Below are 13,230 nucleotides of genomic sequence, written 5' to 3'. Positions count from 1 at the left end.
GACTCCCTGGCAGACGTGGTCCCTTGTGATCCGGGCCACGCACGCCGAGCCCCCACCGGCCGGGCCCGGTCAGGAACCCGACTCAGGGCATCGCGCGCTGGATGGTGATCTGGCCGTACCAGGTGCGGGCGACCACGCGCACCCGCTCGGCGAAGCCCTCCGGCCCCGGCCGTACTTCGAGCATGTTGTGCACACTGCCGAGGGTCGAGTGGGCGTCGATGTGCGCGGCGGTGCCGGCGGCGATGCCCACCTCGATCGAGCCGCGGGCGGTGCTCAGGTTGGCCTTGCCGCGGGACAGTTCGGCCACGCGGATCGAGCCGTTGGCGGTCTTGGCGCTCACGCTGCCCGCCGCGCGCACGACCGTGATGCCGCCGTTGGCCGTGGCCACTTCGACGTCGGCCGCGCACTCCTGCAACCGGACGCTCGCGGTGGCGCCGGCGACCTCGACCATGCCGTCGACGCGGCCGGCGATGACGTCCGAACCGGAGGTCGAGACGTGCAGGGCGCCGACGTGATCGAGTTGGATGGGGCCGGAGACGGTACCGAAGCGGCAGTCGCCCATCCGCCCCTCCGTGCGGATGTCGGCGCGCACCGTCTGCACCTCCAGGCTCGAGCCGGCCGGCACCTCCAGGTGCACGTCGATCCCGCCGCCCGGGCGCAGGAACATCCGGTGCGGCGCCTTCACGGTGAGCGTCCCGGCGGCGTGCTCGACCGTGGTCTGTTCGGCGGCGGCGACGGCCGACGAGCTCGTCCCGGCCGGCATGACGGCGACGGTGCTCGCGGAGCGCTCGGTGGCGACCACCCGCACGCGTCCGGTGTCGAGCACCACTTTCACCGCGACCGGCCCGGGCGTGTCGAACGTGCGCATCCGCCGTCCCTTCATGGCGCCATGATGGCGCCAGCTTACATTGGTTCATCTTGGGCGGTCTCCGGCCGATAGGGGTTCGTGTCCCGGTTCGGTGTGGTCGCATCCGTCGGTGCGCGGCTGCTCGAGGCCGCTCCCGATGAAGAGCGCATGCTCCGGTACCTCACCAAAGCCCTCACCGCCGAACTGCCCGACCGCCCGGTGTCGGTCACCCTGCACCCGGACGCCGAAGGTGCCGCCGCGCTGGTCGTGCACGGCCGGACGATCGGCGCCCTGCGCGTCGACGGCGCCCTGACCGCGGACGAGGACGAGTTCGTGCAGGCGCTGGCGTCCGTGGCGTCGGCCGCGCTGGAGCACGGCCGGGCCCTCGAAGCGGCGCTGAGCCTGCTGGACGACGCCCAGCGGCAGAGCCAGCTCCTGGACGCCATCTCGGACGCGGTCATCTCGTGCACGCCCGACAACGTGATCGTGTCGTGGAATGCCGGGGCCGAGCGCCTGTACGGGTACCCGGCCGGGGACGCCGTCGGCTGCGACCTGTTCGCGCTGCTGGCCACCTCGACCGGGACCGGTCCCCGCCAGGTCCTGGACGACCTGGAGTCGCTCGGCCGCTGGGACGGCGAACTGCGCGAACGCCGCTTCGACGGCGCCCCGCTGACCGTGCTGTCGTCGGTCTCCACGCTCACCGGCCCGGACGGCGGGCGCACCGGCTTCGTGTACGTCAACCGCGACGTGACCGAGCAGCGCCGCCAGGAGCACGCGGCCTCGCACGACGCGCTGACCGGCCTGGCCAACCGCCGCCGCCTGATGGACCGCATCCACGACGCGGCCGGCCGGGTCCACCGCGGCGGCGGCCCGATGGCGGTGCTGTTCCTGGACCTGAACGGCTTCAAGCCGGTGAACGACCGGCACGGCCACGCCGCGGGCGACGAACTGCTCGTCGCGATCGCGAACCGCCTGACCACCACGGTGCGCGGGTCGGACTTCGTGGCCCGGGTCGGCGGCGACGAGTTCGTGGTGCTGCTGGAGGACATCGGTTCCGCGGCGCGGATTCCGGCGGTCCTGGAGCGGATCCTGGAATCGGTGGCCGAACCCGCACCGCTGTCCTCCGGCGACACGGTCGCGGTCACCACGGCGATCGGCGTGACGGTGGTCGAGTCACCGGACGAGGCGGCGACGGATCCTGAGCGGCTGGTGCAGCTGGCGGACGAGGCGATGTACCGGGCGAAGCGCCGCCCCGGTCACGTCGCCTTCAGCGATCCCGTGCGCGACAAGGAATGGCTCGCCTAGGCGGCGGCCAGGGCCTAAGCGGCGGCCAGGGCGCGCAGGCGTTCCTCGGCGCGGTCGGGGATCTCCGGGCTGAGCTCGCCCAGCACCCCGTTCGTCCAGCGCAGCGCCGACAGATACGCCGCCACGATCGCCCCCGGTTCGCCGTGGTCGTTGTCCGGGTCGGGGTCGGTGTAGGCGCGCGCGGCGGCCAGGATCGCGCCCAGCGGCCCCTCCCCCGCCCGCAGCGCGGCGCGCAACGGCGGGCTCAGCGGCAGCCCGGCGACGACCTCCTCGACGGGCCGGCTGAAGTGGTCGGCGACCGCGGAGAGCAGGCCACCGAGGTAGGCCGCGTCGGACTGGCCCTCGGCCCCCGCGAACTCCGAGGAGTCGACCAGGAGCTGGCACAGCCGGGCGCGGACCAGGATGCGGGCGAGTTGTTCGTGGTTGGCGGTCGTCAGGTCCGAGACGAGCATCAGGGTGACCCACTGGCGCAGCCGGTTGAGGCCCATGGCGACGATCGCCTCGCGCACCGACGAGACCGTGCGGGTCAGGCCGAACGTGGCCGCGTTCGTCGCGCGCAGGACGCGCATCGACAGGCCGGCGTCCTGCGAGACGAGCGCGACGACCTCGTCCATGTCGACGTCGTCGGCCGTGAGCGCGGCGAGCACGCGCAGGCGCGCGAGCCGGCCCGGGGTGAGCGCCATGGTGGTGTCGACGTGCGGGCGGCCGAGGATGTGCCCCTGGAACAGGTCGAACCCGAGCTCGAAGGCGAGCCGCAGGGACTCGGCGCTCTCCAGGCGGACGGCGACGAGTTGCAGGTGCGGGTACCGCCGGCAGACCTCCACGCACGCCCGCACCGCGGCCTCGTCGACCCCCAGCATGTCGATTTTCACGTAGCTGACCAGCGGCAGCAGCACCTCGCGGGGGCCGCCGCAGACGAACCGGTCGATGGCGAGCGTGAAGCCGCGCTCGGACAGGACGGCCAGCCCGGCCCGCAGGTCGTCGCCGACCTCGACGCTGGAGAGCACCTCGAGGACGGCCTGGCTGTAGTCGAACGGCAGCGGCAGCGTCCCGGTCAGGAACGCCTCGGTGACGTTGAGGAAGCACACCTTGCCGCCGGTCAGCTCGTCCAGCCCGAACTCGGTGAACGCGGCGACGAGCACCCGCGCGGTGGCGTGATCGTCCGCGCGGGCCGCCGTGGCCGCGTCGGTCCCGGCCCGGAACAGCAGCTCGTACGCGACGACGGCGCCCTCCCGGTCGTAGATCGGCTGCCGCCCGACGTGCGCCGACGAAACCTCGGGGGTGTCCAGTTCCTCCACGGGTTCGATTCTCTGCCGCAAACGCCGTCAATGCCGCCAAAACCGACAAATCGCCAGGAGCAGCGAGCCCACCAGGACGGCGAGCCCGCCCGTCCCGGCCAGGCCCACGACGTCGGCGCCCGTCACGGGCAACAGGACCGCGACGGGAACCGCCGGAAGGATGGTGCTGCCCGGCGACGGGCCGGCCGCGTTGCGCGCCCAGACGACCACCGCGTACTGCTCGCCGTTGCGCAGGTCCGGCACCGAACCCGCCAGGCGGTCCCCCGCGACCGCCGTGGTCAGCGGCTGCCAGGTCTGCGTGCCGTCCAGGCTGACCTCGTAGCTGGTGACCGGCCCGGTGCCCGGGTCGAGCGGCGCGCGGAACGACACCTCGAGGGCGCCGTCGCGCGGCGTCACCCGGAGGTCGCGCGGGGCGCTCGGGGTGGCCGGCCCGATGCGGTGCACGCCGTCGGGCGCGCCGACGAAGACCGCGCCGGCCGCGGTGGCCACGGCCGAGCGGCCGGATGTGCGCGAACCGCGCAAGGTGAGCGAGCCGTCCGGGGCGATGGCGGCGACGGTACCCGCGGCCGCGTCGGCGACGTACAGCACGTCACGCGCGTCCGTGCTCAGGTACGCCGCCGGACCGAGCCGGGAGTCGAGCGCGCGACCGGGTGCCGGGCGACCGCAGCCGCGACCGGCGTACGTGCCGCGCGTGCCGGACGGCGTGATGCGCGCGATGGTGCAGTCCGGGCCCGGAACGAACAGGTTGCCGGCCGAGTCGACGGCGACGCCGCGCCCCGCCGCCCCGGTGGCCGCGACGCTCAAGGTGCCGGCCGGCGTCACGCGCAGGATCGAGCCGGCGTCCGCGATGTACAGGTTGCCGTCCCGGTCGACGGCGAGCCCGGCCGGGTCGGCCAGCGGGGATGCGAGCGCCGGCCCGGGAACGGCCGCGCCGGCCGAACCGTTGCCGGCCACGATCCGCAGGCGCCCGCCGGGCGTGATCCTCGCGACACGGTGACGAGCGTCGCTGACGTACACCGTGCCGTCCCCGCCGACCGCCACCCCCTCCGGCCGGTCCAGCCCCGCCGTGGCGCCGCCGGCCACCTCGGTCACGTCGCCGCCCGGCGCGACGCGGACCACGCGGTCGCCGGTCGGATCGGCCCCGACCAGGGAACCGTCGGGGTCGGCGGCGAGTTGGGCCAGCTTCGCGGTGCCGGAGAATCGGCTGATGGCATCGGGCCGCACGGCAGCGGAGGCCGGGGCGGCGAGCGGCGTGGCGAGCAGGGGCAGGACGAGCGCGGCGGCGAGGCGCAGATACCACACACCAGGAAAAACGCGCAAATCGGCCAAAAGTTACCGCCTACACTGACCCCAAAAGCAACGCCGAAGTTGTACCGTCCGGCAGGTGCACTGGATCAGCCGCTTCTACGACGCGCACTGGCAGGTCACGGCCGGGCAGTCGATCAGCTACCGGGAGATCGTGGGCAACCTGTTCGGGCTGGCCTCGGCGCTCTTCGGGCTGCGCCGCAGCGTGTGGGCCTGGCCGGTGGGGATCGTCGGCAACGTGCTGCTGTTCACCGTGTTCGTCGGGCAGGCGACGGGCACCGACGAGCCGACGACGCCGTTGTACGGCCAGGCGTCCCGGCAGGTCTTCTTCGTGCTCACGAGCGTGTACGGCTGGTGGCGCTGGCGCCGGACGCGCAATGCCGAGGGCGGCCCGGCGGTGCACCCGCGCTGGGCGAGCACCGTCGAGCGCCTCTCGCTCGTCGCCGGTTCCCTCGCGCTCGTGATCGTGTGCTTCTACGTGTTCCGGGCGGTCGGGGCCGGCTTCCCGGTGCCGTGGTGGTACTACCTCGCCGACTCCTGGATCTTCGTCGGCTCGATCGCCGCGACGTACGCGATGGCCCGCGGCTGGGTCGACTTCTGGCTGTGCTGGATCGCGGTCGACCTGGTCGGCGTGCCGGAACTGCTGCATTTCCGGTACTACCCGTCGGCGATCCTCTACGCCGTGTACGCCGGCTTCGTGGTCTGGGGCTTCGTCGTCTGGCTGCGCATCTCCCGCCGGGAACGGCTCCGGCGCGGGTCGATGGGGCCGGCGCTGAACCCCGCCTGACGGTCGAACCCCGCCGGCCCGGCTGGTCGCTGCAGCCGGGCCGGCGGGTGGAGCGGGGTCAGCTGGTCGGGAAGTTGTCCGTGGTACGGATCCGGCTGCGCAGGTACGCACCCGACTCGCTCAGCGAGTTCGCGTTCGTGTACGACCCGGCCGAGCACGTGCCCGGCTTGAACGCGGCGCTGCTCTCGTTGGCGTCCGAGTAGGTCCAGTTCGCGTAGCTGATCTTGTTCTGGTCGAGCAGGTCCAGCCACGCGCCGGTGCTGGACAGGTCGACCGTGCCGCCGCCGGTGTAGGTGACGCTGCCGAACTCGGTCACGAACAGCGGCAGCGACCGCGCGGCGCGGGCGACCACGCTGCGGTAGTCGTCCTTGTGCGAGGCGGCGTAGAAGTGGAACGTGTACATGATGTTCGTGGCGTTCACCGGGTTGTTCACGATCTCGGACTCGTTCGCGCCGTCCGAGACGCCCAGCGAGGACCAGCCGCGGGTGCCGACGATGACCACCGCGTCCGGGTCGGCGGCCCGGATGATCGGGATGACCGTCTCGGCGTAGCTCTTGATGCCCTGCCACGAAACGCCGTTGGGCTCGTTGGCGATCTCGTAGATGACGTTCTTCTTGTTCGCGTTGCGCTGGGCGACGCTGGCGAAGAAGGTCTTGGCCCGGTCGAGGTTGTAGTTCGGGTCGCCGGGGGTCAGGGTGTGGAAGTCGATGATCGCGTACATGCCGCGCGCCTCGGCCATGTCGACGTAGTTGTTCACCTGCGCGGTGAAGCCGGACGGGTTGGTCTCGTAGCCCTGCTCCTGCACGTACATCGCGATGCGCAGCAGGTCGGCCTTCCAGTCGTTCGCCAGCGCGTCCAGCGAGGCGTTGTTCAGGCAGGACGAGAACCACTGGATGCCGTGGCTGCTCATGCCGCGCAACTGGATCGCCTTGTTGTACTGGTTGCACAGATTCACGCCGCACACGTGCAACTGGCCGTTGATGGCCAGCGGCGTGGTCCCCGGCGGCGGGTTGCTCGGGCTGGTGCTCGGCGACTTCGACGGGCTCGGGCTGGTGCTCGGCGACTTCGACGGCGTGGGCGACTGGGTCGTCGGCGTCGGCGTGCTCACCGAACCGGTGCAGGCCACGCCGTTGAGCGTGAACGACGACGGGTTCGGGTTCGAGCCGGTCCAGGTGCCGTTGAAGCCGATGTTCGTCGAGGCGTTGGTCGCCAGGTTGCCGTTGTAGTCGAGGCTCTTGGCGGTGACGGACGAGCCGCTCTGCGCGTACGTCGCGGACCAGCCCTGGCCGACCTTCTGCCCGGCGTCCGGGAAGGTCCAGGCGAGCGTCCAGCCGGTGATCGGGTCGCCCAGGTTCGTGATCGCGATGTTGCCGGTGAAGCCGCCCGGCCACTGGTTGGTCGTGTACGAGACGCGACAGCCGGCGGCGGCGGACGCGTTGACCATCGGCGCCAGGATCAGGCCGCCGGCCACGAGGGCGCCGACGGCCCCGGCCACCCCGAGGGTGCGGCCGCGCGGCAGGCGTTTGAGCAGGCTCATGACGATGTTCCTCCGGATACGTGTCGCCGGGCGGCTGGCCTCGCCCGGGACGGAGATCGTCACGTGCCGCTGCTGAAGGGCTCAAATGCAACAAGCCCTTCGCCGGTACCGCACGTGCTCTGACCTGCGCTTTGATCGTGCACAAAGCCTGAAATATTCATCTCGAAGCGCTTCGACACTTGTGTACCTTTTCGCGGCCTGAGCAACGTGCCAATTTCGTTCGGCCCCGAACGCTTGAGCTGCGGCGGAGCGCCGTTGCCGGAATACGGTGGCCGAACGGCGATGCAATGCCGGGTGCCCGCCTGCGCACAATGGCGCCGTGCCCGATCCCGAACTCGCCGCGCTGCGCGACGCGATCCGCCGGCGCGGCCCGGCCGACGTGCACGGCGCGGCCGCGGTCGTCGAGGAGTACCTCGGCGACATCCTGCGCGACGCGGGCGCCCCCGGCCACGAGGGCGCCCGACGGTGGGCCCGCGACCGGCTCAAGCTGTTCATGGTGGTCAGCTGGGGCAACTGGTTCGGCGTGCTGGAGCGCCTCCCGCAGGAGTACCCGGCGCTGCGCGATGAGTGGCGCGACCTGCTCGCCGATCCGGCGCGATACGGCCCCGAGCACCTCGTGGCCTGGTGGTGGCGCCTGCAGCCGGCCATGTTCCAGCCGCTCGTCGCCACCCAGCTGCGCGAGATGGGCGCACCCCTGCGCGACGGGGTGGCCGGCATCCTCAAGGACGGCGGCGACTTCGAGGGCCGTCTCGTCGACTGGGCCGCGTTCGGCGCTGCCTGAGTTACCCGAAGGCTTTCGCGGGGATCGGGGCGGGCACCGGCGGTACCAGCGACAAATCAAAGGTGTAGCGCAGCAGTCCGTCCTCGTAGGACGGGCTCTGGTCCGGGCCGGCCAGCGCGCGGATCAGGCCGTTGCTCGCCTGGTTGGCCCCGGACACGTCGGCCTGGATGGTGCGCACCCCGGCCGCGATCATGCGGTGGACCAGGGCGCGGATGAGTGCCGTGGCCAGGCCGGTGCGCTGCCACGGGTCGGCGACCAGGACGGCCAGGTCGGCGGCGGGCGAGGCGGCGGGCCGGCGACCGTACTCGGCCCAGCCGCACAACTCGCCACCCGCCACGGCGACCTGGGCGTCCCACTCGGGGCGCGGACCGGCCGCGAGGTGGCGCAGGTAGAACGCGGGCAACCGGCCGCCGCTGCCGGCGAGGAAGCGGCGGTCGATGCTGCGTGGGGACAGGTTCCGCTGGGCGGCCTCGACCAGGTGCTCGTCGCCCGTCTGCCATGGCCGGATGAGCATGGGCTGAGTCTAAGACTCGAACCCAGGTCTTGTGACCCGGTACGTGACCGGCCCCACACCCCGTTCGGCCATACCCCGGTCGTCTGGCCTTCGCGTGCCTGGGGTACAACCCCTGATCATGCTTGCCGTCGTGCTGTCGGTCCTCGCCGCCGCCATGTTCGCCACCTCGGCGGCCATGCAGCAGCGCGCGGCCCGCCGGGCCGCTCCCGACGTGCACGACCGGGCCCTGCCGGTGCGCGTGTTCCTGCTCGTCCGCCGGTTGGTGAAGGACCGCTGGTGGCTGACGGGCTGGATCCTCAACGTGTTCGCGTTCGCCGCGCACGCCGTCGCGCTGCACGTCGGGTCGCTCACCGTGGTGCAGGCGTTGCTCGTCTCGCAGCTGCTGTTCGCGATGCTCACCATCCGGCGGCCGCCGGCGCGGGCCTGGCTCGGGACGGTGGCGGTGTGCGCGGGGCTGGCGCTGCTGGTCGTGGCCCGGCCGTCGGCGCCGCACACGCTCGACCGCGCGGACGCGGGACCGGCGGTGCTCGTCGCGGCGGCGGTGATGGTGCTGTTCATCGGGGTCGCGCACGTGCTGCCGAGCCGGACCGAGGCGAAGCTGCGCGGTGCGCTCGCCGGGGTCGCGGCCGGGGTGTGCACGTGCCTGACCGCGGTGTTCGTGGTGCTCGTGGCCGACACCCTCGCGCGGGACGGCGTCTGGGGCCTGGCGAGCGACTGGGCCACGATCGGCGTGATCGCCTCGACGACCGCGAGCGGGCTGCTGACCCAGGACGCGTTCGCGGCGGGGTCGCTGCCGACGGCGCTGACCGCGATCAGCATCGCCGACCCGCTGGCGAGCGCGGTCTTCGACGCGACCGTGTTCCACGCCGGATGGCGCGGGGTGCTGTGGTGGCCGTGGAGCCCGATGGTCGTGATCGCCCTGCTCATCGCGGGCGTGGGCCTGCTGGCCGCCGCCCGCGTCCAGGAGCGCGCCCCGGTGCCGGCCTAGCGGAACGCTAGGCCACCTTGGCGCGGCCGGTGGCGGTGGCGAACACGTCCAGCAGGCCGTCGACCGTGGCCGACCACGGGAACTGCTCCCCCACCGCCCGGGCGTCCGCGCGCCGCAGTGCCGGGGCCACGGCCAGCAGGGACTCGACCCCGTCGGCCAGGCCCGCCGGCGTGCCGTCCGTGACCCGCCCGGACTCGGGCCGCAGGATCAGCTCCCGCGCCGCACCCTCCGAGGGCACCACGACCGGCACCCCGCAGGCCATCGACTCGAGCGTGGCCAGCCCGAACGTCTCGGCCGGCGACGGAGACAGCGACACGTCGGCCGACGCCACCAGCTCGGCCAGCCGGTTCCGCTCGGCGACGTGGCCCAGGAACCGCACCGGCAGGTCGCCCGCGAGCTTCCGCAGCCGCTTCTGCAGCGGCCCGGTGCCGATGACGTCCAGCGTCGCCGGCACTCCCCGCCGCCGCAGCTCCCGCAGGGCCTCGATCGAGAGCTCCGGATGCTTCTCCGTGGACAGGCGCGTCACGGTGACCAGGCGCACCGCCGAGGTGTCCATGAAGGAGACGGGGCGGAAGGTGTCCAGATCGACGCCGAGCGGCACCCGATGGATCTTCGAGGCCCCGAAGACCTCGAACTCGGCGGCCGAGAACGCCGAGGCCAGCACGATGTGGTCGACCAGGCGGTGCAGGCGGCGGTTGGCGGCGGTGGCGGCCGAGTCGAGCGGGAACCAGCGCGGCACCCGGGTGCGCAGGATGGCGTTGATCCGCTCGTGCGAGACCAGCACGAGCGGCACGCCGCGCTTGCGCGCCCACGGCGCCAGCCAGCTGATGCTCAGCTTGTCGTTCGCCTCCAGCACGTCCGGCTCGACCCGGTCGAGCAGGTCGCACACGCGGCGGCGGGCGGTGAGCACCCGGTAGCCGCCGCTGCCGGGCAACAGCGGGCTGCGCACGGTGAGGTGGCGCCCGTCGGGCAGCGTGATGTCGCGATCCTCGGTGCCGGGGACCAGCGTGACCCGCTCGTGGCCGGCCGCGATGTAGCCGCGCCCGGTCTGCTCCACGCACGTGCGCAGGCCGCCGGAGACCGGCGTGTAGAAGTTCGCGAGCTGGACGATCCTCACGACGCCGCCGCGTCGAGGACGGCGCCGTAGGTGGTGGCGCGGGCCCCGGCCTTCAGCGCGCCCTCGATCGCCCGCAGGGTGTCGTCGCGCAGGCCGGGGCGGTGCAGGTCGTCGGGGTGCAGCGCGACGCGGACCAGGCCGCGGCGGCGGGTGGCCCAGGCCGCGCCCGCGCGCAGGACGGCCGAGCCGAGCCGCTCGCCGGTGCCGCCGGGACGGTGCGAGAGCGCGAAGCCGCGGCGGGCCCGGGTGGACCGCGGACCGCGCAGGTCCTTGACCCCGAAATGATCCGTCGTGTACCGGAAACCGGCCCCCGCCAGGGCCCGCTCGGCCGCCGGCGAGGCCAGCCAGCCCGGCGGGGTGAAGCCGGTCGTACTCAGCCCGAGGCGGTCCATCACCGCCTTCGCCTCGCCCAGCCGCCCGGCCGCCTCGCGTTCGTCCAGCGCCGCGAACTCGGCGGCGCCGCGGGCCACGGCCCGGCCGACGGCGCGGCGCACGGCCCGCCCCTCCGGCCCGGCCTGGTGGCACCAGCCGTGCAGCACCAGCTCGTCGCCGTGCGTCGCGCGGTCGCGCAGCACCTCGGCGTAGTCACCGTGCTCGCCGAGCGACATCCCGCGCCAGGGACCGGGGATCACCAGCAGCGACACGGGGATGCCGAGCGCGTCGGCGTCGGCGCACCAGCGCGCGGTCTCGTCGGCGGTCGCCGGCGCCACATCGTGGACGCTGACCACCATCAACGGTTCCACAGTTGTCATATGGGCCCATCACACCAGGTCAAGGCGGCGTGCCGCGCCGAGTCGGGGTACCTGTCGGCCGGACGGTAGCACGTACCGCACAACGCTTTCGGACCCCGAGCGTCCGGCACCGGACAATGCGGCGCACGTCACGATCACATCGATGAACATGCCCTCACATCAGGGTGAACCAGACATGTACACCCAGGGTTTTGACAAGTATTGACAGTTGTCGCCAGGACAGCGACCCTAATCAATATGCGCCGCCGCCTGTTCGCGCTCCTCCTGCTGCTCGCCGCCGTCCCGCTCACCGCCGCCACGGTGTTCGCGGGGCCCGCTGAGGCCGCCGTCACGACCCGGCCGATCCGCGTCATGCCGCTCGGCGACTCGATCACGTGGGGCGCGGGCAGCGCCACCACCTCCAGCTACCGCGCCGCGCTGTACAGCCGCCTGGTCACCCAGGCGGGGTACGGCATCGACTTCGTCGGCTCCCAGCAGTCCGGCGCCCTGCCCGACACCGACAACGAGGGCCACTCCGGGTGGCGCATCGACGAGATCGCCGCCCAGGTCGACGGCTGGCTGGCCACCTACCAGCCCGACGTGGTGCTGCTGCACATCGGCACCAACGACATGAACCAGAACTACCAGGTGGGCACCGCACCCCAGCGCCTCGCCGCGCTCGTCGACAAGATCCTCGCCGACCGGCCGGCCGCGCAGGTGCTCGTCGCGAAGATCGTCCCGGCGCTCGACGCGAGCATCCAGGCGCGCATCAATACGTTCAACGCGGCCGTACCCGGCGTCCTCGCCGGCAAGGCGCGCACCCGGGTCGTCGACCTGAGCGGCCTGGCGAGCAGCGACCTGAACGACACGCTGCACCCGAACGACACCGGCTACGCGCGGATGGCCGTCCGCTGGTACCAGGCGCTCGAACCCGTGCTCGGCGACGGCCGCGACTGGCCGCTGTTCGGCACCGCCTTCGAGCCGTCCGGCCCCGCCCCGACCTGGGCCGACAGCGCGGGCGCGGCCGTCGGGGTCGGCGGGTACTGCTGCGCGCTCACCGCCGCCGAATCCTCCCCGCGGGCCGAGGTCGCGCACAGCGGGACGAGCGCGCTGCTGTACTCCGGCTCCGACAATTCGGCCACCCAGTCGTACTCCTACCAGCGCATCTACGCCGCCGATGTGCCCCTGGCCGCGAGCAGCGTGCTGTCGTACTGGATCTACCCGCAGCAGGCGACCGGCACCTTCGTCGGCGTCGACCTGCAGTTCACCGACGGCTCGGCGCTGCGCGACTCCGGGGCGGTCGACCAGTACGGCGTGCGCGCCCACCCGCAGTTCCAGGGCGAGGGCGGCCGGCTCGTGGTCGGCCAGTGGAACCTCGTGCGGGTCAACCTCGGCGGGCTCGCGGGCCGGACGGTGGCCCGCATCGATGTCGGCTTCGACCGCCCGACCGGCACCGGCCCGTTCCGCGGCTACGTCGACGACATCGCGATCGCCGACGAGGGCGGCGCCTACCCGGGTGTCAACCTGGCCCTCGGCGCGCCCGTCACCGGCTCGGCCCCGTGCGTCGCGGCCGAATCGCCGGCCAAGGTCACCGACGGCGTCGTCACCGGCAACAGCAAGTTCTGCTCCGGCACCGCCAACGCCTCCCTCCAGATCGACCTCGGCGCGACGAGGACGGTGCGGCGCTTCGTGGTCCGGCACGCGGCGGCGGGCGGGGAGCAGGCCGGGTACAACACGCGCGCCTTCACGATCGCCACCAGCACCGACGGCACGACGTGGAGCACCGCGGCCACCGCCACCGCCAACGCCGACGGCGTGACCACGCACGCGATCGCCGCGCGCGGTGCCCGCTATGTGCGGCTCAGCGTCACCACCCCGAACCAGCTCGACGGCGCGACGCGCATCTACGAGCTCGAAGTGCACGGAGCCTGAGCATGCGCCGCGCCCTGCTGCTCACCATCGTCCTCATCGGAGTGTCCACGGTGGACGGAACTTCCGCGCACGCAGCGGTCGCCCGCCC

The 13,230-nt window shown here is 73.0% G+C and carries 12 protein-coding genes; 5 read left to right on the top strand and 7 right to left on the bottom strand.

The annotated features are described in order from the left end of the window. Positions 1-82: 82 nt before the first annotated feature. Positions 83-883, bottom strand: coding sequence for a DUF4097 family beta strand repeat-containing protein (locus ACQP00_RS15855; RefSeq protein WP_433219671.1), 801 nt, complete (start codon positions 881-883; stop codon positions 83-85). A gap of 132 nt (positions 884-1,015) precedes the next feature. On the opposite strand from ACQP00_RS15855, the gene ACQP00_RS15850 reads away from it, so the two are divergent. After that, entirely contained in the window at positions 1,016-2,152 is a 1,137-nt protein-coding gene (locus tag ACQP00_RS15850; RefSeq protein ID WP_433219669.1) for a diguanylate cyclase domain-containing protein, read from the top strand. 14 nt (positions 2,153-2,166) lie between these two features. Here the strand turns inward: ACQP00_RS15850 and ACQP00_RS15845 are convergent, their stop codons facing one another. Continuing rightward, entirely contained in the window at positions 2,167-3,450 is a 1,284-nt protein-coding gene (locus ACQP00_RS15845; protein WP_433219666.1) for an EAL and HDOD domain-containing protein, read from the bottom strand. Positions 3,451-3,477: 27 nt separating this feature from the next. Next, the gene (locus tag ACQP00_RS15840; protein WP_433219664.1) at positions 3,478-4,752 is read right to left on the bottom strand and encodes a fibronectin type III domain-containing protein; all 1,275 of its coding nucleotides are present in this window, start codon (positions 4,750-4,752) and stop codon (positions 3,478-3,480) included. 82 nt (positions 4,753-4,834) lie between these two features. Here ACQP00_RS15840 and ACQP00_RS15835 point away from each other — a divergent pair, with 82 nt between their 5' ends. After that, positions 4,835-5,542 carry a nicotinamide mononucleotide transporter family protein gene (locus ACQP00_RS15835; protein WP_433219662.1) on the top strand — a complete coding sequence of 236 codons (708 nt, stop codon included), beginning with the start codon at positions 4,835-4,837 and terminating at the stop codon, positions 5,540-5,542. A gap of 58 nt (positions 5,543-5,600) precedes the next feature. Here ACQP00_RS15835 and ACQP00_RS15830 read toward each other — a convergent pair whose 3' ends face one another. After that, positions 5,601-7,079, bottom strand: coding sequence for a cellulase family glycosylhydrolase (locus tag ACQP00_RS15830; RefSeq protein WP_433219660.1), 1,479 nt, complete (start codon positions 7,077-7,079; stop codon positions 5,601-5,603). 319 nt (positions 7,080-7,398) lie between these two features. Here ACQP00_RS15830 and ACQP00_RS15825 point away from each other — a divergent pair, with 319 nt between their 5' ends. Then, positions 7,399-7,860 (top strand): hypothetical protein, encoded by a 462-nt coding sequence (locus ACQP00_RS15825; protein ID WP_433219658.1) that lies wholly within the window; start codon positions 7,399-7,401, stop codon positions 7,858-7,860. A 1-nt stretch (position 7,861) separates the two neighbouring features. On the opposite strand, the gene ACQP00_RS15820 is transcribed toward ACQP00_RS15825, so the two are convergent. Next, positions 7,862-8,374, bottom strand: a complete 513-nt coding sequence (locus ACQP00_RS15820) for an N-acetyltransferase family protein (protein WP_433219656.1) — start codon at positions 8,372-8,374, stop codon at positions 7,862-7,864. Between the two features lie 118 nt (positions 8,375-8,492). Between ACQP00_RS15820 and ACQP00_RS15815 the strand changes: the two genes are divergently transcribed. Then, a complete protein-coding gene (locus ACQP00_RS15815; protein WP_433219654.1) occupies positions 8,493-9,362 on the top strand; it encodes a DMT family transporter in 870 nt (289 codons plus the stop codon). Between the two features lie 7 nt (positions 9,363-9,369). Here the strand turns inward: ACQP00_RS15815 and ACQP00_RS15810 are convergent, their stop codons facing one another. Together ACQP00_RS15810 and ACQP00_RS15805 are read right to left on the bottom strand one after the other, a co-directional pair. Beyond that, positions 9,370-10,479 (bottom strand): glycosyltransferase, encoded by a 1,110-nt coding sequence (locus tag ACQP00_RS15810; protein ID WP_433219652.1) that lies wholly within the window; start codon positions 10,477-10,479, stop codon positions 9,370-9,372. After that, complete coding sequence (locus tag ACQP00_RS15805; protein ID WP_433219650.1) at positions 10,476-11,231, bottom strand: DUF2334 domain-containing protein; 756 nt, start codon at positions 11,229-11,231, stop codon at positions 10,476-10,478. Before ACQP00_RS15805 ends, ACQP00_RS15810 begins: the two co-directional genes overlap by 4 nt. Before the next feature lie 237 nt (positions 11,232-11,468). On the opposite strand from ACQP00_RS15805, the gene ACQP00_RS15800 reads away from it, so the two are divergent. Then, positions 11,469-13,142: a GDSL-type esterase/lipase family protein gene (locus ACQP00_RS15800; protein ID WP_433219648.1), complete on the top strand. Its 1,674-nt coding sequence runs from the start codon at positions 11,469-11,471 to the stop codon at positions 13,140-13,142. The last annotated feature ends 88 nt before the right edge of the window (positions 13,143-13,230 follow it).

This window comes from Dactylosporangium sp. CS-047395, assembly GCF_050942185.1.
Classification (GTDB): Bacteria; Actinomycetota; Actinomycetes; order Mycobacteriales; family Micromonosporaceae; genus Dactylosporangium.
This window is presented reverse-complemented; position numbering and strand designations above follow the sequence as displayed.

Bases quoted from the DNA above. Each gene is read 5' to 3' on its own strand.
- ACQP00_RS15855 (WP_433219671.1), bottom strand. From the start codon at position 883: ATGAAGGGACGGCGGATGCGCACGTTCGACACGCCCGGGCCGGTCGCG.
- ACQP00_RS15850 (WP_433219669.1), top strand. From the start codon at position 1,016: ATGCTCCGGTACCTCACCAAAGCCCTCACCGCCGAACTGCCCGACCGC.
- ACQP00_RS15830 (WP_433219660.1), bottom strand. From the start codon at position 7,079: ATGAGCCTGCTCAAACGCCTGCCGCGCGGCCGCACCCTCGGGGTGGCC.
- ACQP00_RS15820 (WP_433219656.1), bottom strand. From the start codon at position 8,374: ATGCTCATCCGGCCATGGCAGACGGGCGACGAGCACCTGGTCGAGGCC.
- ACQP00_RS15815 (WP_433219654.1), top strand. From the start codon at position 8,493: ATGCTTGCCGTCGTGCTGTCGGTCCTCGCCGCCGCCATGTTCGCCACC.
- ACQP00_RS15805 (WP_433219650.1), bottom strand. From the start codon at position 11,231: ATGACAACTGTGGAACCGTTGATGGTGGTCAGCGTCCACGATGTGGCG.
- ACQP00_RS15800 (WP_433219648.1), top strand. From the start codon at position 11,469: ATGCGCCGCCGCCTGTTCGCGCTCCTCCTGCTGCTCGCCGCCGTCCCG.